Here is a 23,027-nt window from a genome sequence, read left to right as displayed (position 1 = left end):
GCAAGCAAAGGCACGTATTTATGCAGAATATAGCAACAAATGCGCAACGCTTTCAGACTTGGTTGGTACGCGGCACCGTGGGGGAAAACTTAATCGAGCAGAGCCCGCAGGCGGCGCAACACTCTGCGCTTCACATCGGTGTAACTACGGTAATTGGGCTTGAGGGCCTGCCGGTGCAGTTCGCCGTAGTAGGGTTTCAGGGTTTTCAGAAATTCGCCGCGGTGGCCCAGCACTTGCTGGCGATATTCGATGAACAGCGGCAGCAGGTCGGGCCGGTTGGCAAAGGTGAACCGGTTGTGGTAGGAGCTGATGACGTCCGGCGCCTTGATGTTGTAGTGGCTGAAGTGGAAAAACGCCAGCTCGGCACCTCCGTTCACCCACCACTTGCCGGCGGAATCGCGGTGCAGCGTGCGCTCGTGCAGGTTCCAGTTGGCCACGTTGTAACCGGCATCGCGGATGATGTAGTATGACTCAAAGAATGTGGGGACATAGTTCATCCAGACCTGGTCGTAGAACAGGCCTTCTTTGGCGTTGCGAAAGCCGTACTGCAGGCAGCGGTCGGCCCACCAATCCAGAAAAAAGGCCAGCTGCGGGTGCCGGGCCAGCGCTACAAACCCCAGGTTGAACACGCCGGTGGGCAAAATGTGCACGTCGTTGGGCCAGAACTCGTCATCGACGGGCGTGAGCATGTGGGGCGTCAGCGTAATCATGGCCTGCGCCAGACCTTGTTGCACGGCGGCCAAGGGCGCAAACACCTCGATGTCGGGGTCGAGGTAGATGGCCTGGGTGGCGCCCAGCTGAAAAAAGAAGTGCTGGAAGTAGTACGGCTTGGCCGTGGTGCTGAGCTCGATGATGTCGAATTTCCGGCTCAGCTCCCGCGGGTCGGGCATGGCAATGTCGGTGACGGGCAGCACCGTGCAGCCCAGCGCTGGGTAGTCCACCTGGTCAGAAAGCAGGTCGACAAGCCCGATATACACCTCAAAGTCGGGGTGATGCCGCTTAAAGGAGTCGACCAGCACCGCGGCCGAGCCGAGGTAATTGTTCGAGCAAATGGTGAAGGAAACTTTCATAGCCGGAGCAGCTGAGCAAAGAAATGCAAGGAGAACGCCGGCACAGGTTGCGCAACAGCGTGGTCGGGCCTCAGCGAGCCAGGAGCTTGGTGCGCTGGTACTTAAACCAGGCTCGAAACACTTTTTGGTACATGGCGGCGTCGCGGTGCAGCTCCAATGACTTTTTCACCAGCCGGTACACCATGCCCCAGTCCTGGCTGCGCTCGGCCAGCTCGTAGGCCGTGGTGATGACGAAGTGCGCGTAGAACTTGCCCGAAAAATCGGCCACCGCCTTGCGCTGCGCCGCCGGCACGTGCTCCTGAATGCGGCCGATTACCTGCACCATGTCGGTCACCAACTCGCCCGACATGAGCTTGGTCCAGGAGATAGACTGGCCGTGGCCCCGGTATTGGGCCAGCGTGTCGGGGGTGTAGGCCACGGGGAAGTGCCGGGCAATGCGCACCCACATTTCCCAGTCCTCGCCGTAGCTGTTGCCATAAAAGCTGCCCAGCTCCTCATACACCCGGCGCCGCACCACGGTGCAGGCGTACTGCAGCTGCTGCTGCTTGGCCAGCCGCAGCAGCCAGTCCTCCAGCAAACCGTCCTCCTCGGCTAGGCGGGCCGGAATCCCGTTCAGCCGCCCGGCCTCGTTGATGTAGGCGTAGTGGCAGGCCGCGGCGCCCGCTTGGGGGTAACGTTCCAGCAGCTCGTCCATTTTCTGGTAAAACCCAGTGGCCCCGGGCGCCACGGGCATCAGGCGGTCGTCGCCGTGCAAAATGTGGACGATGTGGCCCTGGGCCCGGTTGATGCAGGTTTCGAAGTTGCGGATGCTGCCCACGTTGCGCGGCTGCCGGAAATAGCTCACCCGGCCGTGGCCGTGGGCTTCCACTAGCGCCTGCACGTCGGCATCGGTGCTGGCGTCATCCACCACCTCTATCTGCATCAGCTCCGGGCCCATGTCCTGGGCCAGCACGCTTTTCAGCGCATCGGGCAAGAAGGCTGAGCAGTTGTAGGCCGGAATCATCACCGACCAGCGGGGCCGGCCGGGTGCGTCGGGCAAGGGCGCAATGGATGGTGGCGTTTGTGGGTAACGTTCCGTATCGGGAGTGTTCATGCAGAAGGCAACAGCCGGCGGAGCGACAGGCAAGGATGATGGTGGCCAGGCACGCACCACCGGGCAATACCACTAGCCAGATGGGCAAAGTGTAGGCAGCGGAGAAGCTGCAGTGGTGCGTAGCCGTGCCAAAGCGGAAAACCAATTGGGTGGTTACGCGGCTTCAAAAATACGGCAACGCTTAACGCAAGGCCAAATTATATTGATTTATTATTTTTTTTTATTGCTTTTCGCAGGCAAAATCTTATCCAATAAGCTACGTTTCGCAAACCAGTCAGGTATTGACCCGTGTCGAGGGCTAAGCGCGTGAATCCCAGCAGTCCGCGTCGCACCTCGCCGTGCTGCATGTAGTAGCCCGCATTCTCCAACCGGATGTCATTGAGCAAGGTTTGGTTCAGGGCCGACAGGCCGGCATCGCCGAAGGCAGCGAGCAGGGGCTTGAGGTGCACGCGCAGGCGCTCCACGTTGGCCACCACGCGGGCCCGGTCCTGGCTGGTGCTGCGCGGGTGCACGCGCACCAGAGTGCAGGTACCGGGCAGGTCCTGGTAGTCGAACACCTGCCCGCCGGCCGCGCACCGCAGCCAGAACTCCCAGTCTTCGACAGCACCCAGCCGCTCCGAAAACGCCCCCACGGCCTCGAACACCGACCTCCGCAGCAAGGGCGCGTGAATGACCACCCGGTTTTCGGCCAGCAGCGGGCGCAGCACCGCCGCCCCGGTGCCGTGCAGGGGCACAAACCACGCGGTGCTGTCCTGCATATCGAAGGAGCGGCTTAGCTCGGCCGGCGCGCCGTGGCGGAAGTAGCGCACGTCGCCATACACCACGTCCACGGCGGGGTGCGCGGCCAGGTAAGCCAGCTGCGCCTCCAGCTTGCGCGGCGGCAGCAGGTCGTCGGCATCCAGAAACTGAATGAACCGGCCCCGCGCTTCGCGCAGGCCGTGGTTGCGCGCCGCCGATGCGCCCAAGTGGGGCCGGGGCAGGTAGCGCATGCGCGGGTCGCGCGCCGCGTACCGGGCCGCCACGGCGGGCGTCGAGTCCGTCGAGCCGTCGTCCACCACCAGGCACTCCCACTCGGCGTGGGTTTGGGCCAGCACCGAGTCCAGGGCTTCGGGCAGCAGGGCGCCATAGTTGCGACACGGCACAATGATGCTTACCAGACTCATGTGGCAGAAGTTGAAGATGAATGGCTTGCCACGCGCCAGCCCACGGCGCATTTTGCCAGCAGCTTGAGGCGGGACACCGGGCTCAGCGGGTCCGGAAAGGGCTTGGGGGCCAGCAGCACCGGCCGCGCGTAGGCCCAGTCGTGGTGCTCAATGGCGATGACGGCATCTTGCCAGGCCGCGGCAAACATTTCCTCAAACCACGCGGCCGGGTAGGCTTGCAGCCGGGCATTCTGGCTGGCAATGGAGTGCATGATGGCCAGCAGCTGCTGCAAGTCGTGGGCGGTGCGCGGGCGGGTAGAGCGGTCCAGAATGCGCAGGTACCCCTCCCACTCGGCGGGCGTAAGCTTGAAGCCTTTGTCTAGCAGCTGGCGGCGGCGCGTTTCGTCGACGCTGGCCAGGCGCCGGGCGGTGAGCACCTGGCTGGTTTGGGTGGAGTGCACGCGGTAGGCCAGCAGGGGCTCGGGCAGGTTGGCCAGTTGCGTCACCCGGCTCAGCTCGTACCAGAGGCGGTAGTCTTCGGCGGGCATGGCAGCGGCGTCGTAGCGCAGGCAGTTTTCAAGCACGACGTCTTTCCGCAGCAGCACAGTGGGGTGGCCGAAGGGGCTGCTGCGCAACATCCAGCGCCGGATTTCGGCATCGGTTTCGGGCACCGCCACTAGCCCCTGGCGGCTGCCAAACTCGCGGTAGGCCGTGCCGCACAGCCCCACTTCGGGATGGGCCTGCAACAGAGCCACCTGCCGGGCCAGGCGGTCGGGGTCGGCCACGTCGTCGGCGTCCATGCGGGCCAGGTAGGTGCCGCGGGCCAGTTCCAGCGCGTGGTTGAGGTGGGCCACGTAGCCCACGTTTTCAGCGTAGTCGAAGAGGCGAATGCGCGGGTCGGCGAAGCCGCGCAGCACCGCGCCGCTCCCGTCGGTAGAGCCGTCGTTGAAAATCAGCAGTTCGAAGTCGGTAAACGTTTGATTCAGAATACTCATCACGGCCTCCGTCACGTAAGGCGCGCAGTTGTACACCGGCATCACCACACTCACCAACGGCACAACAGCAGCAGGCATCGGTCAGCGGTTAGGAGTGAAGCGCATTGGGTGGAAGCGCCGCCCCTTCGCGCACGCCCACCAGGTATTCGCCGCTTTGGCTGATGCTGAAGCCGGCCTCCTGCAAAATGGCCCGGATGCGTTCTTCAACCCCGAACTCCTCGTGCACCTCAATGGCCACCACCCGGGTGATGGCCAGAAACGCCAACCCCTCGCGGGCCTCGTTGAAAATGTACCGCTCGCCGCCCTCGATGTCGATTTTCAGCAGGTCGATGGACGTGACGCCATGCTGCGCGGCAATTTCGTTGATGCTCACGGCGTCCACGTATTCGGCAAGGTTGCCGGTGGGCTCTTCCGTCAGGGCAATGGACCAGTCCTGGCCGTCGCGAAACGAGCGGTCGAAATACAGCCGGGCAGCCTTGTGCCACACGCCCGTGGGCAGCAGCACAGCTGGCACAGCGTTGGCGGCAATGTTTTTCTGCAGAATGCGAAAGTTGTCCGGCGCGGGCTCCACAGCAACAATGCGGGCCTGCGGGAAGGCGTGGCTCAGTCGGATGGCTGCCAGCCCGATGTTGCTGCCGATGTCGAACACGGTGCGCACGGGCAACTGCCGGGCGTTGATGAGGTCGATGAGCGGGCTCAGCTCGTGGCGCAGGTAGAGCTGCCAAAGCACGTGCAGGTCGCTGGAGAACTTGCGGCACCACACCTTGATGCCCAGCTCAGCGTGCTCCAGCACGAAGCAGTCCTGCTCGCTCGTAACGCGGTAACCGCACACTTTCAACTCATTGACCAGCAGGTTTTCCTGCAGAATCTTGTCATTGCGGCCGGTAAGCCGGTGCCACGCCGTGGCCGTGGCCAGCCGCAAGGCTTCGGCCAGGCTCCACTTATCAAAGGTGTTGCGGATGGTGGTCGGGAGGGTCATGGGCGGGCGCAGCGTAAGCAACAGAGGGCGGCCGGCTGCCTAGTGCCGGCCCAGCACCTCCGCATACGGCACAATGGCGCCGTGGTCGCGGGTGTGCGGAAAAGTCCGGCCCTTGGTGGGCGAGGCAATGATGTCGAAGCGCACAATCTGCTCTTCAAAATCGAGGGTATCGGTATTGTGGTTGCCGGCCCAGAAGCTCAGGTAGTACTCGCCGGGCACCAGCGGCGGCAGCTCGACCCGCACGCGCAGGGCGGTGGGGCCGGCGGGGTTGTAAACCAAAAACTTGTCGAGCGTGGGCAGGGCCTGCATGAGCGGGCTGCCGGCGCTGTCGGCCACGTCGATGGCGATGAAGGCGGCCGGGTGCGGCGCGTTGTGGGAGTACGTCAGCGCCAGGGTAAAGCGGCAGTTTTTCTCGTCCTGCGTCAGGCCGGTCAGTTCCACGTCGGTCAGCTTCAGGGCCTTGGTGGGGGCATTGGGGCGGTGCCACTGCTCGCCGGCCTGCAGCTTACGGGCGTGGGCGTAGTGGGCAATGGTGTGAGCGGTGGGCCCGAGGTGGGCCACCCGGCCCTGCTCCAGCAGTAGCGCCTGGGTGCAAAGGTTCTGCACAGCATTCATGTCGTGGCTTACGAAGAGCACCGTTTTGCCGTCGTTGCGGCTCACCTCCTGCAGGCGGCCCAGGCACTTGCGCTGAAACTCGGCGTCGCCCACGGCCAGCACCTCGTCCACTATCATGATTTCGGGTTCCAGAAACGCCGCCACGGCAAAGGCCAGGCGCACGTACATGCCGCTGCTGTAGCGCTTCACGGGCGTGTCGATGTAGCGCTCCACGCCCGAGAAATCCACTATTTCGTCAAACTTGGCACGAATCTCGGCCTTGCTCATGCCCAGAATGGCGCCGTTGAGGAACACGTTTTCGCGGCCCGTCAGCTCCGGGTGGAAGCCCGTGCCCACTTCCAGCAGCGAGGCCACCCGGCCGCGCAGCTTCACGCGGCCGGTGGTGGGCGCAGTGACCTTGCTCAAAATCTTGAGCAGGGTCGACTTGCCCGAGCCGTTCGGCCCGATGATGCCCATTACTTCGCCCTGCGGCACAGCAAAGCTCACGTCGCGCAACGACCATACGAAGTCGCTGTCGCCTTTCTGGCTGCGGTCGTTGGCTTCGCCGATTTTGGCGTAGGGGTCTTCGCGCTTGCGTAGGCGGGCCCAGGCCCGGTTTAGGTCCTGGCTGAGCGTGCCGGTGCCTACCTCGCCCAAGCGGTACAGCTTGCCCAGGTGCTCAACTTGTAAGGCGGCCGGGATGCTCATGGAGAAATCGAAAAAGAAAAAGCCGCCGGGCCCGGTCCAAGCCACCCCGCCCGGTACTATACCGTCTTGGCAAAGCCACAAAAAGCACCCGGTTGCGGCCGGCGAAGATACGCGGCAAACCCAGCCGGCGGGCCCCGCTGCCCGGCACGGTGCCTTGGCTACCGCCGATGCAAAAACGCCGATAGAGCCAGGGGCGGGCTCCGGCTTTCATCCGAATTCTGCCGCATTTTAATTTATTAAACAAATTGATTTGCTGTGCTTTTGATGACGCAGCACCTGTTAACTTTGTTAATCCCCCTGTGAATAAATTTTATATGAAATTTACCATTACGCTCGTCCACTTGCTGGTTTGCTTTGGAGCCCTTAGCGCCCGCGCCACTGATTACTACGTGAATAGCTCGGGCAATGACGCCAACGCAGGGACTTCGGCCGCGCAGGCCTGGCGCAACCCGGCCCGCGTGAACGCCGCCACGCTGCTGCCCGGCGACCGGGTGCTGTTTGCCGGCGGCCAGACCTTCAGCGGCAGCCTGCGAATGCGTAGCAACAAAGGCACAGCGGCCCAGCCCATCGTGTTTCGCTCCTACGGCCCCAACGGCCCGGCCGTGATTGCCAGCGGCGCCGAGGTAGGCTTCTACGCCCACAACGCCGGGGGGCTGGAACTGCGCAACCTCACGTTTCAGGGCCCGGGCATTGGCAGCAGCCAGTCCTCAGGCGTGCAGTTTTATAACGACTCGACCAACGCCCACCTGCAGCACCTGCGCTTCGACAGCCTCGACGTGAGCGGCTACCTGCGGGCGGGCCTCGAAGTGGGCAGCTGGAACAGCACCAGCGGCTACGACAACGTGCGCATCACCAACAGCCAGTTCCACGCCAACGGCGAGGGCGGCTTTTCTTCCTACGCCTACTTCCCCGAGATAGGGCATCACGATTGGTACGTGGGCAACTGCAAGGCCTACGACAACCCTGGGCGCCCGGAGCTGCCCAACTCGGCCACCGGCAACGGCATTGTGGTTTCCGGCATCGACGGCGTGATGGTGGAGCACTGCACGGCCTATCACAACGGCTGGCTCAATGCCCGCGGGGGCGGCCCGGCCGGCATCTGGGGCTGGGATTGCAATGCCCTGACCATTCAGTACTGCGAGTCGCACCACAACGAAGCCGGCGGCCACCGCGACGGCGGCGGGTTCGACCTCGACGGCGGCTGCACCAACTCCATCCTGCAATACAACTACTCGCACGACAACGACGGCCCCGGCTACCTGCTGGTGCAGTTCGACTACGCCCGGGCCATGCACGACCTGGTGGTGCGCTACAACATCAGCGAGAACGACGCCCGCCAGCAGGAGCAAGGCGGCATCCTGGTGTATTCGGAGCCCTGGCTGGGCGGCATCGTCAACGCGGATATTTACAACAACACCATCATTATGGGCCGCCCCGCCAACGGCTCTTCGCCCAGCGCGGTCTATTTGCTGAGCGGCAACATCTCGGGCTTCACGTTTCGCAACAACATCATTCAGGCCGACCCGGGCCTGAACTTCGTGCGCACGTTCACTACGTCGGGCGTGCGCTTCGAGGGCAACGACTATTGGTCGCCCGGCGGCACGATGAAATTTGACTGGAACACGGCGCAGTACGGCTCGCTGAGCGACTGGCGCACCGCCTCCACCCAGGAAACGATGGCCGGTGGCCGCACCACAGGCATGAGCGTCGCCCCGGGCTTTGTGAGCGGCGGCACGGGTGCCCAAGCCTTCCTGCTCGAGGCAACGTCGCCGCTGCTGGGCCAGGGCCTCAACCTGCTCATGGAGTTTAACCTCAACCCCGGCCCGCGCGATTTTTACGGCCTGCCTACGCCGGCGGCTACCGCTTTGGGCAACATCGGCGCGTCGGAAGCCCGCCCCGACATCACCACTCCGCTGCCCGTGGAGCTTGCCCGCTTCACGGCCGAGCCGCGGGGAACCGACGCACTGCTGCGCTGGGCCACGGCCTCGGAAAAGAACAACGACCGGTTTGAAATAGAAGCCAGCGCCGACGGCCGCACCTTCCGCCGCGTGGGCCAGGTGGCCGGCCACGGCAGCAGCAGCCAGCCGCACGACTACCAGTTTGTGGACCCCAACCTTGCCCGCTATGGCACCAGCCGCGTGACCTACCGCCTGCGCCAGGTAGACCGCGGCGGCACGTTCGCCTATTCGCCCCTGCGCACCGTGGCGGCGAGCGGCGCAGCCGGCCTGGCCCTGTTCCCAAACCCGACCACGGGTGCGGCCGCGCTCACGGGCGTGCAGCCCGGCACGGTGGTCACGGTGCTTGATGCCCTGGGCCGGTCGGTGCTCACCGCCACCGCCGATGCCACCGGCACTGCCGCACTGGTGCTGCCGCGCGGGCTGGCCGCCGGGGTGTACGTAGTGCGTGCGGGTGCCACGGCCCTGCGCCTCAACCAGGAATAACCCAGGCAATTTCTCGACAGCCAGCGGCCCGTGACCGCCAAACGACCGGCTACTTGGCCGGGCTCGTCCACGCATTGTCGCGCAGGCGGAAGCGCCACGACAGCCCGGCGGCTTCCGGGCCGGCGTATTCCAGGCCTACGCGGGCGCTGGCCACTATTTGTTCCGCCGCCACCTGCTCGCCGTGGTCTTCAAACCACAGCACCTCGCCTGTCACGGGCAGGCCCGTGAGCGCGGGCGTGATGCCCAGGGCCTGGCTCATCACGCCCGGCCCGGCGGTGAGGGCACGCTTGGGTTCGGCCAGGCCGCGGCGGCGCAGCATTTCGGCCACGCCCACCGTGGGCTCTACGGCCCGGATAAGGACGGCATCGGGATGCGCGGCGTCGTGGGTGGCGATGTTGAACAGCGCGTAGCGGTTGTACACGGTGTAGATGTAAGCCCGGCCGCCGGGCACGCGCAGGCCCTCGGCCTGGCGGCGCTTGCGCTGCAGGTGCAGCGTCAGCGAATGGTCGCCCTCGTGCCGGTAGGCTTCGGTTTCAACCACCCGCCCGGCCGTTATGATGCCGTCGACGTTGGTATACAAATGCTTGCCGAGCAGGTCGCGGGCAATGGCCAGCACGTTGGGGCGCTGGAAGAAGGTGGCAGGCAGCTTGGGATGCGGCATATGCTTCAGCGAACGCGGTAGCGCAGCCCGAGGGTTAGCAGCCAGTGCTGCTGTTGCCACGGAAGGCGCGTGGTGGGCTGGTCGTTCACGCGCAGGTCTACGTCGGCCGCGGGCAAATCGACGGTGGCGCTGCTGCGGAACAGGAAAAAGCCGCTCTCCTCGTCCAGCTGCAGCTGCGTTTTGCTGCTTATGGGTATCAAGTAGCTGGCATCGGCCACCAGCTCGAACCGGTGGCTCAGCTCCAGGCCCACGCCCAGGCTGGGGCGCAGCACGTCGTTCACCGTCTGGATGCGGGCGCTCAGCTCGTCGGCGCCAAGGTGGGTGCCCGCCACGCGCAGGCCGGCGTCAGGATTGTCGAAGGTGCCGAGCGGCAGGCCCACCGTCTGGCGCAGGTAGCCCAGGCCGGCGCGGCCATAAAGCGGCCGGTGATGGGGCATGAGGTTGCGTTGGTAGCTCAGGCCCACTTCCCAGCCATCGCCCTTGAACTGCCGGTACAGGCGCTGGGTAGCCAGGCTCACCGCCAGCTCCCGCGTCAGGGCATACTGGTACTCAAACTGCGTGACAACGGTCAGGTCCTGCGCGCGCACCGAGGCTGTGCGCTGCACCTGCAGGCCGTAGCCAACGGGCGCGTAGGCCACCGTGAGGCCGGCCGCGGGCACAGTCAGCGGCCAAGCGCCCAGGTGCGTGCCGTAGCTGAAACGTTTCAGAAAGCGGTCGAAGGCGCTCAGCTTTTTCTCCTGCGGGTCCGTGCTGGCTTCAGTGGGCTTAAACAAGGAATCAGCCTGCTGCTGGCGCTGCTGGTCGAACAGTCTTTTTTGCAGCGCCGCCGGGGGCAGCAGCGTGGTGTGGCCCCGCCAGAAGGCCGAGTCGTAGGCCACCGTGTTGCGCAGAAACACGTCGTGGTATTGCGCCCGCTCGATGTAGCCGGGCCGCGGCGTCTGAGCTGTGTCGATGGCCGTGGTGAGGAATTCGCCAAAAAACTTCAGCGGCGGGCCCACCGGCAGCGTGGCTTCGGTTTGCCACCACACGGTTTTCAGGTGCCAGCGACCAGCATACGGCTGGTAGGCCACGCGCAGGCGGCGCGAGTCGGCGATGTCGCGCGCCCCGCGGTTGAGGCCGGCGGGGGTGTAGTGCCACTCGGCCCCAAGGAAGGCGTAACTATCTTGGTCGATGTACATGCGCCCCTCAAAAGCAGCACGGCGGTTGCCCCCCTTCGGCCCAAAGGTGATGACATACACCGGCCGGTCCTGAAACGTGCTGCCGGGCGCCAGGCGGTAGTCGTAGTCCTTGAAATGAGCAGGGTCGATGAACTGCGAGCGGCGGTGCACAAAATCGCCCATGTGCGCAATGAACGGGCCGCCCGCCCAGTCGATGCGGATGGGCGTGCGGTCGCGCCGCAAATCGACTTTGCGCGACTGCTTTATCTGGATTTCGCCTTCTGCCGTGCGCCGCAGGTACGACTCTTTGAAGGCCAGCACCAGCCCCTCGGCCAGGTAGCGGGGCTGCCCGGCCGGGTCGTTGTCTGACTCGCGGTAAAAGCCCGTTAGCTGCGTAGGCCGCGTGGGGTAATTGCGCGGAATGCGCGCTATGGCCTCGCGCACAATACCCAGCACCGAGCCCGTCACCTGCACCTCGCCCAGCGCCGCCGGACTGATGCGCAGCGCAATGCGTAGTTCCGGGGCAGGGAGTGGCGGCAGCACCTGTGTGTATTTGCGGTAGCCCAGCAGGGCCACTTCCAGCCGCTCGCCCTGCAGAGCGGCCGGAATGCTCAGCGCAAAACGGCCTTCGTCGTTGGTGCTGGTGCCGATGCGGTTGCCGGCCACGCCCACCTGGGCATTCGGTATCGGCTGGCGGGTTTCGGCGTCCACCACCTGGCCCCGCAGCAAAATGGGCCCCTGCGCAAGCGCGGGGCCCATCTTTAGTAAAATCAACAGCAGTAAAAAACAGCGCATTGTTCGTCTGTAAAACGTCAGGCTCACAACGCGGCCGCCGGGCATTAGTTGTGCGCCGGGGCCCGCCGGCCCACCAGGTACTCGGCAATCTGCACGGCGTTGGTGGCGGCGCCTTTGCGCAGGTTGTCGGCCACCACCCACAGGTTGAGGGTGCGGGGCTGGGTTTCGTCGCGGCGCAGGCGGCCCACCAGCACGGCGTCTTTGCCGTGGCTGTCTTTGGGCATGGGGTAGCGGTTGGTCGAGGGGTCGTCCACCAACTCCACCCCGGGCGTACGGGCCAGGATTTCGCGTACCTCGGCCAAGTCAAATTCGCGCTCAAACTCCACGTTGATGGACTCCGAGTGGCCGCCCATCACCGGGATGCGCACGCAGGTGGCCGTGACCCGGATGCTGTCGTCGCCCATGATTTTCTTGGTCTCGTTCACCATCTTCAGTTCCTCCTTGGTGTAGCCGTTGGGTTCGAACACGTCGATGTGCGGCAGCACGTTCAGGTCGATGGGGTGCGGGTAGGCAGGGTTGCTGGCGGTTTGGCCGGCGCGTTCTTCCAGGAGTTGGTCCACGGCTTTTTTACCGGTGCCGGTCACGCTCTGGTAGGTGCTCACCACAATGCGCTGCACCTTGTAGGCCTTGTGCAGCTCATTGAGCGCCACCACCATCTGAATGGTGGAGCAGTTCGGATTGGCAATGATTTTATCCTCCGGCGTGAGGGTGTCGGCGTTCAACTCCGGCACCACCAGCTTTTTGGTGGGGTCCATGCGCCAGGCCGACGAGTTGTCGATGACGGTGGTGCCCACGGCGGCAAAGCGCGGCGCGTGCTCCTTGCTCACCGAGCCGCCCGCCGAGAAAATGGCGATGTCGGGCCGCGCCGCAATGGCGTCGTCCATGCTCACCACCGGGTATTTTTTACCCAGGAACTCAACCTGCTGGCCCACCGAGCGGGCCGAAGCCACGGGCAGCAGCTCGGTGAGGGGAAACCGGCGCTCGGCCAGCACTTTCAGCATTTCGGTGCCCACCAGGCCGGTGGCACCCACTACAGCAATTTTCATGGGGTCAGAACTTCAGAGCTTACGCAGCGACCTGTTCGCGGCCGCCGGCCGCAAAGGTCGGCACGCGCGGGGCATATTAGCATCCCGCCATCGTGTTGGCGGAGCTGCTTGCCGGCGAATACGGTCGGTGAACAAGGCGCCCCAGAGCCAGCTGCAAACGTGGCCACAACCTATAGCCGGAGAATTGCGCCAATCGGGGGGAAAAATTATCATTTCGTCTAAACCACCCAGGTTCTTGCACTTTTATTTAAAAATTGCACTGCCAATAAAAGAGGATGCTCAAAAGCGCTTTTGCATTTTGACGGAATAAATCCTGTTTAAAGCCAAATTTTAATGGTTAATCTGTGATTTTTTAATACCAGCAGTTCCATTAGCTTTGCAAGGCCTTCCACACCCTCTTCCAATAATGATGCATAAAATTATACTTTTCCACTTTATACTTTCCTTACTCGCTATCAACGCCCAGGCCACGACTTATTACGTGAGCAATTCGGGCAACGACACCAACCCAGGCACTTCGCCGGCCCAAGCCTGGCGCACTCCGGCCCGCGTGAGCGCAACCACCTTCCGCCCCGGCGACCGGGTGCTGTTTGCCGGCGGCCAAACCTTCGGCGGCAGCCTGCGGGTGCGCTCTGCCAGCCAGGGCACGGCGGCTCAGCCCATCGTGTTTCGCTCGTACGGTGCCGGCGGCCCGGCCGTGATTGCCAGCGACACCGCTGCGGGCTTCTATGCGTACAACACCGCCGGCTTCGAGCTGCGCAACCTCACGTTTGTGGGCGCCGGCCGCCTTGTGGCCAAGCATTCGGGTGTGCAGTTTTATAACGACTCGACCAACGCCCACCTGCAGTACCTGCGCTTCGACAGCCTCGACGTGAGCGGCTACCGCGGCGTGGGCCTCACCATTGGCAGCTGGAATGGGACCAGCGGCTACGAGAATGTGCGCATCACCAACAGCCAGTTCCACGCCAACGGCGAAGCCGGCCTGTCCTCCTACGCCTACTTCCCCCTGCTGGGCCACCGCAACTGGTACGTGGGCAACTGCAAGGCCTACGACAACTCGGGCCGCCCCGAAATCACCAACACCCACAGCGGCAACGGCATCGTGCTCTCGGGCATCGACGGGGCCGTGGTGGAAAATTGCACGGCCTACCACAACGGCTGGCTCAACGGCAGCCGCGGCGGCGGGCCCGTGGGCATCTGGGGCTGGGAGTGCAACAACCTGACCATTCAGTACTGCGAGTCGCACCACAACGAGTCTGGCGCGGCCCGCGACGGCGGCGGGTTCGACCTCGACGGCGGCTGCACCAACTCCGTGATGCAGTACAATTACTCGCACGACAACGACGGCCCCGGCTACCTGCTGTGCCAGTTCGACTGGGCCACGGCCATGCACGACCTGGTGGTGCGCTACAACGTGAGCCAGAACGACGCCCGCAAAGAAGACCAGGGCGCCATCATGATGTATTCGTCGGGCTGGCTGGGCGGCATTGCCAACGTCGATATCTACAACAACACCGTGTACTTGGAGCGCCCCGCCAACGGCTCTACTCCTAGCGCGGTGTACCTGATGAGCGGCGACATCGCCGGCACCAACCTGCGCAACAACATCCTGCAAACGGCCACCGGCTTGCCGGTGGTGCGCACGTTCACGGCCACCGGCATCCGTTTCGAGGGCAATGCCTACTGGTCGCCCACCGGCGCCATCACCCTGAGCTGGAACGGCGCCTCGTTCAGCAACCTGAACGACTGGCGCACCGCCACCACCCAGGAAACGCTGGCCAACGGCACCCGCCCCACCGGCGTTTGCGCCAGCCCGTGTTTCGCCAGCACCACGCCGGGTGCCGCACTTTCCACCGGCAGCCGCCTGCCCAACTTCACCTTGGGTACTTCATCGCCCCTGCTGGGCAGCGCCCTGAACCTGACCACCGAGTTCAATATCAACCCCGGCACGCGGGATTTCTACGGCGTGGCCACGCCCGGCACCAGCAGCCGGGGCAACATTGGCGCTTCTGAGTCGCGCACGGCCCTGGCCAGCCGCATTGGCGCCGACAAGACCGACGGCGCCGCCTGGTGCCAGGTATATCCCACCGTGACGAGCAGCGAAATTCACGTGGTGGCCGAGAAGGCCTCGGCCCAGCCCGTGGAAATTCAGCTCGTGGACGTGCTGGGCCGCCCGGCCCGCACCTGGACCCGCCCGGGCAGCCAGCTGCCGGCCAGTGGCCTGACGCTGTCGGTTGACGGCCTGGCCGCCGGCCGCTACGTGCTGCGGATGCAGAGCGGCACCCAAACCCAACACCAGACCGTGCTGGTTGGCAACGAGTAGGTTGCTTCCATAGCGAGCTGCTTCATCGAGCGGCACAAGGGCATTCATTGGCCGAATTTTATTTCGTTCCGCCCCTAAAACGCCCGGCTCAATATATTGAATTACAATATATTGAGCCGGGCGTTTTGCTTTGTAACCATCGCCCTCACCCCACCCGATGCTTTCCCTATATATGGTGGCATGCATCGGAACGCCTTACATTAGTCACGGTTAAAACTCATTCGTCATTCGATGAAGGCAATTCTACTGGTAATCTTCTTCTTTCCACTGTGGGCGTCGGCGCAGCTGCATGACGACTTCGCCGACGGCAACTTCACCGCCAACCCCACCTGGAGCGGCGATGCGGGCAGCTTTCAGGTGGTGGGCCAGCAGCTGCAAAGCAACGCGGCCGCGGCCGGGCAGGCGGCGCTCAGCACGCCCAGCCAGGCCAATACCGGTACGGTGTGGGAATTCTGGGCGAATCTGAAGTTCGGCACCAGCTCGGCCAACTTCGCCGATGTGTGGCTCATGGCCACGCAGGCCGACCTCAAAAACGCCAACAACACCGGCTACTTCGTGCGCCTGGGCGGCACCGCCGACGAGGTGAGCCTGTTTCGCAAAGACTCGACCCGCAGCGCGGTGCTTGTCATCGACGGAGCCGACGGGACGCTGGCCAGCACCACCAGCAACCTGGTGCGCGTGCGCGTGACCCGCACCACCGCCAACCGCTGGACCCTGGAGCGCGACCTCACCGGCGGCCGCACCTTCGTGGCCGAAGCCGCCCAGCCCATCGATGCCACGTACCAGCGCAGCTCCTACCTCGGCGTGGCGCTCACCTACACCGTCTCCAACATTCGCAGCTTCGCCTTCGACGACTTTGCCGTGACCGATGCCACGCCGCCGCTGCTGACGCGCGCCACCCCCGTCGATGCGCGCCAGCTCGACGTGGTGTTCAACGAAGCCATGGACGCGGCCACGGCCACCAACCCAGCCAACTACCGCCTGCAAAGCGGGGCCGTGCCTACGGCGGCGCGGTTTTTCACCGCCGCCAACACCCAAGCCGTACGCCTCACCTTCGGCGCCGACTTTGCCACCAGCAACGTGCTGGAAGCCCGCAACGTGGCCGACCTCTACGGCAACGTGGCCGCCGGGCCGCTCACGGCTGCCTTTGCCGGGCCGCCTGCAACGCCGCAGGTAGGCGACCTAATTATCAGCGAGATTTTTGCCGACGAGACGCCGCAGGTGGGTTTGCCGCTGTCGGAATACATCGAGATTTACAACCGCAGCGCCACCAAAGTCATCAGCCTGAGCGGGGTGAAGCTGGGCAAGCCCACGAGCACCACGGCCTTCGCCGTGTTTGCCGATACGGCCAAACTGCTGCCCGGCCAGTACGCGGTGGTGTGCGGTAGCACGCGCGTGAGCCAGTTTACGCAGCCCGGCGTGAAGGTGTACGGGCCCACCAACTTCCCCTCCCTCAGCAACGGCGGCGACCAGTTGGTGTTGCGCGCGCGCGACGGCCGCACGCTCTTTGAAGTCACCTATTCCGACACCTGGTACCGCGACCCCAAGAAGAAGGACGGCGGCTGGAGCCTGGAGATGATAGATACCAACAGTTTTTGTGGCGGCGCCGAGAACTGGATGGCCAGCACCGACCCGCTGGGCGGCACGCCGGGCAAGGCAAACGCGGTGCGCGCCGCGCGCCCCGACGCCACGGCCCCCACCCTGCTGCGCGCCGTGGCCCTGAATGCCACCACCGTGCGGGTGTACTTTTCGGAAAAGCTGGACAGCGTGTCGGCGGCCATTGCCGGCCGCTACGCGCTGGCTTCGGGCCCGACCGTAGTGAAAGCCTCGCCAGTAGCGCCCGACTTTCGGCAGGTCGACCTCACGCTGGGCACGGCCCTGCAGCCTAGCCGCCCCACCACCCTCACGGTGCAAATGGCCACCGACTGCGTGGGCAATACCAGCGGCCCGCTGCAATCGGCCACGCTGGCCCTGCCCGAAGCGGCCGTGAGCGGCGACGTGGTGATAAACGAGCTGCTGTTTAACCCGCGCACCGGCGGCGTGCGCTTTGTAGAACTGCTGAACCGGAGCAACAAATTCATCAACCTGCAGGGCTGGCAAATCGGCAACCAGAAGCCCGACGGCAGCGTGGACGCCGACGTACTGAGCCCCGGGCCGCTGGTGCTGGCGCCGGGCCAGCTGCTGGCCTTCAGCACGAGCAGCAGCAACCTGCTGACTTATTACCCCATTTCCAGCGACGCGAACAACCTGGTGCAGCTGAGCGGGTTTCCCACGTTTCCAGACGAAAGCACAGCGTTGCTGTTCAACTCGGTGGGCATTGAGATTGACCGGCTGGCCTACAGCAAAAACCTGCACCTGAGCCTGCTTTCCTCGCAGGAAGGGGTGTCGTTGGAACGCATTCGGGCGGCGGGACTTAGCAATGGCAGCAACTTCCACTCGGCGGCCAGCGCGGTGGGCTACGCCACGCCCGGCCGCGCCAACTCGCAGGCCCAGGACACGCCCGGCGGCAACCAGGAGCTGACCGTGACGCCCGAAGTTTTCACACCCGACGACGACGGCCAGCAAGATTTCGCCACCCTCAACTACCAGCTCGACCAGCCCGGCTACGCCGCCACCGTGACGGTGTACGACGCCCTGGGCCGCCTCACGCGCCGCCTCGTGCGCAACGAAACCCTGCCCACCGCCGGCTTCCTGCAGTGGGATGGCGTGGACGACCGCGGCCACAAAGCCGCCGTGGGCTACTACATTCTGCTGGTGGAGCTGTTCCGGTCCAGCAGCGGCGAGAAGCGCGAGTATAAGAAGACGGTGGTACTGGGCGCGCGGTTTTAGGCTTTACTTGAGTTGAAACGCTTGTCATCCCGGGCGCAGCGAAGACCCTTCGCTGCGCCCGGGATGACAAGCGTTTTTCATTCTGCATTAAACGAAGTGCTTTGTTTCGCGTCTTACCCGGCATGAACAGCGCCCAGCAACTTCAGCACCTGTACTGGCGCGCCGGCTTCGGCCCGCGCCCGCAAGACGTGGCCGGTGGCCTCAGCCCGCGCAAAGCCTTACGCCAGCTGCTGCACGATTCGGAAAAATACGAGCCCTTGGTGGGCCCGGGCCTGAACTACACCGACCCGCAGGGCATGGTGATGACGGACCCGGCCTCGACCAAAACCAACCCCGTGCCCAACAGCATGGTGACCACGCCCGACCAGCCGGCCGCCCCCGGCGCGCCCGCGGCCCCGGTGGCGCCGCTGCGCCCGCGGGCGGCGTTTAAGGGAGGCACCATTGCGGCGGGCGTGCCGCGCCTGCGCCGGGCCGAGCTTACCCCGCAGCAGCGCAAAATGCAGAACGAGGGCATCCGCGACGCGTTCAACAACATGAGCACGGCCTGGATGGACCGCATGGCCACGTCGCCGGCGCAGCTGCGCGAGAAGATGGTGCTGTTCTGGCACGGGCACTTTGCCTGCCGCGTGCGCCAGCCCGGCGCCGCCCTCAGCCTGCACAACGCCATGCGTGAGCACGCGCTGGGCAAATTCCCGGACCTGCTGCTGGCCGTGAGCCAAGAGCCGGCCATGCTGCAGTTCCTCAACAACCAGCAAAACCGCAAGGAGCACCCCAACGAAAACTTCGCCCGCGAGGTGATGGAGCTTTTCACGCTGGGTCGCGGCAACTACACAGAGAATGATGTGAAGGAAGCCGCCCGCGCCTTCACGGGCTGGGGCTACGACTACCAGTCCCGCTTCAAGTTTCGGGAGCGGGAGCACGACGCCGGGCCCAAAACCTTCTTGGGCAAAACCGGCAACCTGACCGGCGAAGACGTGCTGACGCACATCCTGACGCAGCCGGCGGCGGCCACGTTTCTGGTCACGAAAATCTACCGCTTCTTCGTGAACGACGTGCCCAACCCGGCCCACATCGAGCCGCTGGCCCGGGACTTTCGCAAAAGCGGCTACGACATTGCCGACCTGATGGAGCGCCTGTTTTCGGCCGACTGGTTTTACGACCCGGCCAACGTGGGCACGCACATCAAGAGCCCGGTGGAGCTGCTGGCCGGCATCCGGCGCACGCTCAACGTGAAGATTGACAACGAGCAGCCGCTGTTGGGCTACCAGCGGGCCTTGGGCCAAACACTGTTTCAGCCGCCGAACGTGGCCGGCTGGCCCGGCGGCCGCAACTGGATAGATTCGTCGTCGCTGCTGCTGCGCCTGCAGCTGCCGGCCATTTTGTTCAAAAACGCGGAGTTTGCGGTGGCCCTCAAGCAAGACGAAAACGACATTGCACCCAATCTCACCAAGGCCGAGCGCACCGTGCGGCCCGGCGCTGGCGCCCACCTGCCGCTGGCCCCGCTGCAACAGCTGCTGGGCGCCACGCCCGTGCCGCAGCAGCCCGAAAAGCTCAGCCAGTTTCTGCTCCAAACGCCCATCCGGCCCGAAAACCTGCAGCTGGTGCAGCAGGCCGCTCAGCAAAAAGAGCCCGCCGAAGCCCTGCGCACCACGCTGGTGACGCTGCTGAGCTTACCCGAATATCAGTTGGCGTAAATTAAGAACGTCATGCAGAGCGCAGCGAAGCATCTCGCGTGCTCAAGTAAATGATTACTACCCCACGCGAGATGCTTCGCTGCGCTCTGCATGACGTTTTGGGGTCTTAACTACTTCTCATCCTTCCTTTCCGACTTCTGTTATGGCTACCTCCCGCCGCGAATTTCTCCGCAACTCTGCCCTGGCCAGCACGCTGCTGCTGGTGCCCAAGTTCCTGCACGCCCTGGACCGCGGGCCCGGCCTGGCGCGGCTGAGCGATGCCACCGGTGCCCGGCGCCTGATTGTGGTGCAGCTCAGCGGGGGCAATGATGGCTTGAACACCGTCATTCCCTTCCGCAACGACCTGTACTACAAGGCCCGGCCCACACTGGGCATCCGGGAGGCCGACGGCATTCTGTCCCTGGACAAGGACATGGGTCTGCACCCGGCGCTCAAAGGCCTGAAAGGCCTGTACGACCAGGGCCATCTGGCGGTGCTGAACTCGGTGGGCTACCCCAACCCCGACCGCTCGCACTTCCGCTCGATGGACATCTGGCAAAGCGGCTCGGGCTCCGACCAGGTGGTGAGCACGGGTTGGCTGGGCCGCTACCTCGACTCGAACTGCCCCGACTGTCAGCGCCCCTACAACGCCCTGGAAGTAGACGACACCCTCAGCCTGGCCCTGAAAGGCAGCCAGCGTAAGGGCCTGGCCCTGAAAAGCCCCGGCAAATTCCACCAAATCAGCCAGAACCGTCTGTTGGCTAAGGTGAGCAAGGAGGCCACCACCGAGCACCACAGCCAGGTCGACTACCTCTATAAGACGCTGGCCGAAACCGCGTCTTCGGCCGACTATCTGTACGACAAGTCGAAAATCTACCAGTCGACGGTGGCGTACCCGAACTCTGATTTCGGCAAGAACTTGAAAACCACAGCCGAGCTGATTAACTCCGGCGTGGAGTCGCGGGTGTATTACCTGGCCCTGTCGGGTTTCGACACCCACGTGCGGCAGCACGAACAGCAGCAGCGGCTGTTCACCGACCTCGGCGACGGCCTGGCCGCCCTGGCCGCCGACCTGCAGAAGAACAACCAGTGGGACAACACCCTGGTGCTGGTGTTCAGCGAGTTTGGCCGCCGCGTGGGCCAGAACGCCAGCAACGGTACCGACCACGGCACCGCCAACAACGTGTTTCTAGCCGGCGGCGCCCTTCAGAAAAAAGGCGTGGTGAATGACGCCCCCGACCTGCTCAACCTCGACCAGGGCGACCTGCGCCACCAAGTCGATTTCCGCAGCATCTACGCCAACGTCCTCAAAGACTGGCTGGGCGCCGACGACACGGCCATTCTGGGCACCGGTTTCGAGCGCATGAGCGGGCTGGTGTAGCGCTCAGCATGACGTTCTGTTAATCGACCAGCCGGGCAACCCACATTTCTGCCTCCTACTTACTCCCCAAACACGGCTTCGGCCAGCGCCAGCACGGCGCGGCGCGTGGGCTCGGGCTGCTCCAGGTAGGCCAGGTGGCCGCTGCCTTCCAGAAACAGGGCGTGGCCCTCGGCGGGCAGCGCGGCCTGGCGCACGGCATCCTCAAAGTGCACGGCCACGTCGTGCTTGCCGGCCACCATCAGTACCGGGTATTTGGCGTTGGCCAGCACCTGGGTGCGCTCGGGGCGGGCGGCCATGCCGCGCAGAGCCCCGGTGATGGTGCTTACGGGCGTGGCCTTGCCAATTTCTTCGAGCAGGCCGCGGGCGTCGGTGAGCTTGTCGCGGTTGACCGGCGCGAAGAGTGGGCGCACGAACGATTCCATGAACTTGGCCACGCCGTGCTTCTCCACGAAGCCGATGTTTTTCTCGCGGTTCTGCCGCTTCTCGTCCGTGTCGGCCAGGGCCGTGGAATTGACTAGGGCCAGGCCGGCCACGCGCTGGGGCCAGCGCTCGGCCAGGGCCAGGGCCACGTAGCCGCCCATGCTGTGGCACACCAGCAGCACGGGCTCGGGGCAGCCTTTCTGGTTGAGGTAGTCGATGACGTGGCGGGCCTGCGCTTCCATCGAGAAGTCGGGCACGGGCGCCAGGTTGGTGCCGTGGCCGGGCAGGTTGGGCGCCAGCAGCCGGTAGCCGTCGGGGAAAGAGCGGGTGAAATCGGTCCACACTTCGCGGCTTTCGGCAAATCCGTGGAGAAAAACGATGGTGGGTAAGTTGGGAGCAGCGGCCATGCGGCAAAAGTAGCGTTAGTCTCCCTGCTTCTCGGTGCCCCCTGCCGCGATGCCCGCGCGCAACGACGATGCCCGCACGAACAACTGCGGCGGCAGCACCACCTGCCTCGGTGCCACGGCCGCACCATCCCCTTCTACCAATTCCGTGAACAGCCGAAAAGCAGCTTGGCCCATCTCCTCGCAGCGCTGGTCCACCGACGTCAGCTGCGGCTCGGTCACGGTGGTCAGGGCCTCGTTGCTGAAACCCACCAAGGCCAAATCCTCGGGGACGCGCACGCCCCGGCTTCTCAGCAGCTGCAGGGAGCCCAGCGCGGCCGAGTCGCCGGCCGAAAACACGGCATCGGGCGGGGCGGGCAGGGCCAGCAGCTGGGCCATGCTTTCGCGGCCGTTTTCCACGCTCAGGTTGCTTTGCAGAATCAGGCTTTCATCGGGCGCGATGCCGTGCTGCTGCAGGGCATCGAGGTAGCCCTGCCGGCGGCTTTTGTAGATGCTCATGTGCTGCGGCCCGGCCAGGTGCGCCACCCGGCGGCAGCCCTGCTCCAGCAGGTGGCGGGTGGCTTGGTAGGCGCCTTCGCGGTCGTTGAGCACCACAGCGTTCACGCTATCGCCGGCCGGAATGCGGTCGAAAAATACCAGCGGCACCCTATGCTTGCGCACTTTCTCAAAATGCTGCAAATCGGTGGTTGTGCGCGACACCGACACCAGAATGCCGGCCACCTGCGCCCGCAGCAGCGTGTCGATGTTCTTGCGCTCCTGCCCCGCGTCCTCGTTCGACTGACACATGATGACGCTGTAGCCGGCCCGGCTGGCCGCCGTTTCGATGCCGTGCACCACCGAGGCAAAAAAGCGCCCTTCGATGTAGGGCACCATCACGCCCAGCAGCTGGCTCTTGCCCTTGCGCAGGGCGGCGGCCAGGTGGTTGGGCTGATAGTTGAGCTTTTTGGCCAGCTTGAGCACCGCCTGCTTGGTGGCCGGCCCAATGCTGTGGTGGTCGCTCAGCGCCCGCGAAATGGTGGTCATCGACACGCCGAGCTCCCGGGCCAAATCGGCCATGGAGACGGGACGGGCCGATTCGTGAGCGGCGTTTTTGGCGGGGCGGCGGGCGGCCATTGGGTCGAAGCAGGAACGAGGAAATTCTGATGTAAAGCTACTTCGGCAGCGGAGTTAAAATCGGGGTGTGCGGTCATGCAGAGCGCAGCGAAGCATCTTTACCGCAGCAGCAATTATTTATATCCACAGTAAAGATGCTTCGCTGCGCTCTGCATGACGTTCTTTTTTACATCTGCTTTTTACTGCGGCTTTCTGTATTTATC

At 64.4% G+C, this 23,027-nt stretch carries 16 protein-coding genes; 5 read left to right on the top strand and 11 right to left on the bottom strand.

Annotation, left to right across the window (positions count from 1 at the left end; all coding sequences use genetic code 11):
• Positions 1–89: 89 nt before the first annotated feature.
• The 6 genes from MUN81_RS02180 to MUN81_RS02155 form a co-directional block, all read right to left on the bottom strand.
• Entirely contained in the window at positions 90–1,070 is a 981-nt protein-coding gene (locus MUN81_RS02180) for a glycosyl transferase (protein WP_245114761.1), read from the bottom strand.
• Positions 1,071–1,140: 70 nt separating this feature from the next.
• Positions 1,141–2,163, bottom strand: a complete 1,023-nt coding sequence (locus MUN81_RS02175; RefSeq protein WP_245114760.1) for a glycosyltransferase — start codon at positions 2,161–2,163, stop codon at positions 1,141–1,143.
• 197 nt (positions 2,164–2,360) lie between these two features.
• Complete coding sequence (locus MUN81_RS02170) at positions 2,361–3,326, bottom strand: glycosyltransferase (protein WP_245114759.1); 966 nt, start codon at positions 3,324–3,326, stop codon at positions 2,361–2,363.
• Complete coding sequence (locus MUN81_RS02165) at positions 3,323–4,378, bottom strand: glycosyltransferase family A protein (protein WP_245114758.1); 1,056 nt, start codon at positions 4,376–4,378, stop codon at positions 3,323–3,325. Before MUN81_RS02165 ends, MUN81_RS02170 begins: the two co-directional genes overlap by 4 nt.
• A gap of 10 nt (positions 4,379–4,388) precedes the next feature.
• Positions 4,389–5,279 carry an FkbM family methyltransferase gene (locus tag MUN81_RS02160; protein ID WP_245114757.1) on the bottom strand — a complete coding sequence of 297 codons (891 nt, stop codon included), beginning with the start codon at positions 5,277–5,279 and terminating at the stop codon, positions 4,389–4,391.
• A 39-nt stretch (positions 5,280–5,318) separates the two neighbouring features.
• On the bottom strand, positions 5,319–6,581 hold the full coding sequence (locus MUN81_RS02155; protein ID WP_245114756.1) for an ABC transporter ATP-binding protein: 1,263 nt from the start codon (positions 6,579–6,581) through the stop codon (positions 5,319–5,321).
• Between the two features lie 314 nt (positions 6,582–6,895).
• On the opposite strand from MUN81_RS02155, the gene MUN81_RS02150 reads away from it, so the two are divergent.
• Positions 6,896–9,022 (top strand): right-handed parallel beta-helix repeat-containing protein, encoded by a 2,127-nt coding sequence (locus tag MUN81_RS02150; protein ID WP_245114755.1) that lies wholly within the window; start codon positions 6,896–6,898, stop codon positions 9,020–9,022.
• A 49-nt stretch (positions 9,023–9,071) separates the two neighbouring features.
• On the opposite strand, the gene MUN81_RS02145 is transcribed toward MUN81_RS02150, so the two are convergent.
• The 3 genes from MUN81_RS02145 to MUN81_RS02135 form a co-directional block, all read right to left on the bottom strand.
• Positions 9,072–9,683: a DNA-3-methyladenine glycosylase gene (locus MUN81_RS02145; protein ID WP_245114754.1), complete on the bottom strand. Its 612-nt coding sequence runs from the start codon at positions 9,681–9,683 to the stop codon at positions 9,072–9,074.
• A 5-nt stretch (positions 9,684–9,688) separates the two neighbouring features.
• On the bottom strand, positions 9,689–11,599 hold the full coding sequence (locus MUN81_RS02140) for a carboxypeptidase-like regulatory domain-containing protein (protein WP_245114753.1): 1,911 nt from the start codon (positions 11,597–11,599) through the stop codon (positions 9,689–9,691).
• An 80-nt stretch (positions 11,600–11,679) separates the two neighbouring features.
• Positions 11,680–12,681 (bottom strand): aspartate-semialdehyde dehydrogenase, encoded by a 1,002-nt coding sequence (locus MUN81_RS02135; RefSeq protein ID WP_245114752.1) that lies wholly within the window; start codon positions 12,679–12,681, stop codon positions 11,680–11,682.
• A 406-nt stretch (positions 12,682–13,087) separates the two neighbouring features.
• On the opposite strand from MUN81_RS02135, the gene MUN81_RS02130 reads away from it, so the two are divergent.
• The 4 genes from MUN81_RS02130 to MUN81_RS02115 all read left to right on the top strand — a co-directional run bounded on the left by MUN81_RS02130 (position 13,088) and on the right by MUN81_RS02115 (position 20,887).
• Positions 13,088–15,004, top strand: coding sequence for a right-handed parallel beta-helix repeat-containing protein (locus MUN81_RS02130; protein ID WP_245114751.1), 1,917 nt, complete (start codon positions 13,088–13,090; stop codon positions 15,002–15,004).
• Between the two features lie 231 nt (positions 15,005–15,235).
• Positions 15,236–17,833 (top strand): lamin tail domain-containing protein, encoded by a 2,598-nt coding sequence (locus MUN81_RS02125; RefSeq protein WP_245114750.1) that lies wholly within the window; start codon positions 15,236–15,238, stop codon positions 17,831–17,833.
• Positions 17,834–17,955: 122 nt separating this feature from the next.
• A complete protein-coding gene (locus MUN81_RS02120; protein ID WP_245114749.1) occupies positions 17,956–19,527 on the top strand; it encodes a DUF1800 domain-containing protein in 1,572 nt (523 codons plus the stop codon).
• A gap of 142 nt (positions 19,528–19,669) precedes the next feature.
• Entirely contained in the window at positions 19,670–20,887 is a 1,218-nt protein-coding gene (locus tag MUN81_RS02115; protein WP_245114748.1) for a DUF1501 domain-containing protein, read from the top strand.
• Positions 20,888–20,946: 59 nt separating this feature from the next.
• Here MUN81_RS02115 and MUN81_RS02110 read toward each other — a convergent pair whose 3' ends face one another.
• Together MUN81_RS02110 and MUN81_RS02105 are read right to left on the bottom strand one after the other, a co-directional pair.
• Positions 20,947–21,714, bottom strand: a complete 768-nt coding sequence (locus tag MUN81_RS02110; RefSeq protein WP_245114747.1) for an alpha/beta fold hydrolase — start codon at positions 21,712–21,714, stop codon at positions 20,947–20,949.
• Positions 21,715–21,729: 15 nt separating this feature from the next.
• Positions 21,730–22,824, bottom strand: coding sequence for a LacI family DNA-binding transcriptional regulator (locus MUN81_RS02105; RefSeq protein ID WP_245114746.1), 1,095 nt, complete (start codon positions 22,822–22,824; stop codon positions 21,730–21,732).
• Between the last annotated feature and the right edge of the window lie 203 nt (positions 22,825–23,027).

Source organism: Hymenobacter sp. 5317J-9, from assembly GCF_022921075.1.
In the GTDB taxonomy this organism is placed as follows: Bacteria; Bacteroidota; Bacteroidia; order Cytophagales; family Hymenobacteraceae; genus Hymenobacter.
This window is presented reverse-complemented; position numbering and strand designations above follow the sequence as displayed.

Coding starts and splice junctions, on each gene's coding strand:
- MUN81_RS02180 (WP_245114761.1), bottom strand. CDS start 1,070: ATGAAAGTTTCCTTCACCATTTGCTCGAACAATTACCTCGGCTCGGCC.
- MUN81_RS02175 (WP_245114760.1), bottom strand. CDS start 2,163: ATGAACACTCCCGATACGGAACGTTACCCACAAACGCCACCATCCATT.
- MUN81_RS02170 (WP_245114759.1), bottom strand. CDS start 3,326: ATGAGTCTGGTAAGCATCATTGTGCCGTGTCGCAACTATGGCGCCCTG.
- MUN81_RS02165 (WP_245114758.1), bottom strand. CDS start 4,378: ATGCCTGCTGCTGTTGTGCCGTTGGTGAGTGTGGTGATGCCGGTGTAC.
- MUN81_RS02160 (WP_245114757.1), bottom strand. CDS start 5,279: ATGACCCTCCCGACCACCATCCGCAACACCTTTGATAAGTGGAGCCTG.
- MUN81_RS02155 (WP_245114756.1), bottom strand. CDS start 6,581: ATGAGCATCCCGGCCGCCTTACAAGTTGAGCACCTGGGCAAGCTGTAC.
- MUN81_RS02150 (WP_245114755.1), top strand. CDS start 6,896: ATGAAATTTACCATTACGCTCGTCCACTTGCTGGTTTGCTTTGGAGCC.
- MUN81_RS02145 (WP_245114754.1), bottom strand. CDS start 9,683: ATGCCGCATCCCAAGCTGCCTGCCACCTTCTTCCAGCGCCCCAACGTG.
- MUN81_RS02140 (WP_245114753.1), bottom strand. CDS start 11,599: ATGGGCCCCGCGCTTGCGCAGGGGCCCATTTTGCTGCGGGGCCAGGTG.
- MUN81_RS02135 (WP_245114752.1), bottom strand. CDS start 12,681: ATGAAAATTGCTGTAGTGGGTGCCACCGGCCTGGTGGGCACCGAAATG.
- MUN81_RS02130 (WP_245114751.1), top strand. CDS start 13,088: ATGATGCATAAAATTATACTTTTCCACTTTATACTTTCCTTACTCGCT.
- MUN81_RS02125 (WP_245114750.1), top strand. CDS start 15,236: ATGAAGGCAATTCTACTGGTAATCTTCTTCTTTCCACTGTGGGCGTCG.
- MUN81_RS02120 (WP_245114749.1), top strand. CDS start 17,956: ATGAACAGCGCCCAGCAACTTCAGCACCTGTACTGGCGCGCCGGCTTC.
- MUN81_RS02115 (WP_245114748.1), top strand. CDS start 19,670: ATGGCTACCTCCCGCCGCGAATTTCTCCGCAACTCTGCCCTGGCCAGC.
- MUN81_RS02110 (WP_245114747.1), bottom strand. CDS start 21,714: ATGGCCGCTGCTCCCAACTTACCCACCATCGTTTTTCTCCACGGATTT.
- MUN81_RS02105 (WP_245114746.1), bottom strand. CDS start 22,824: ATGGCCGCCCGCCGCCCCGCCAAAAACGCCGCTCACGAATCGGCCCGT.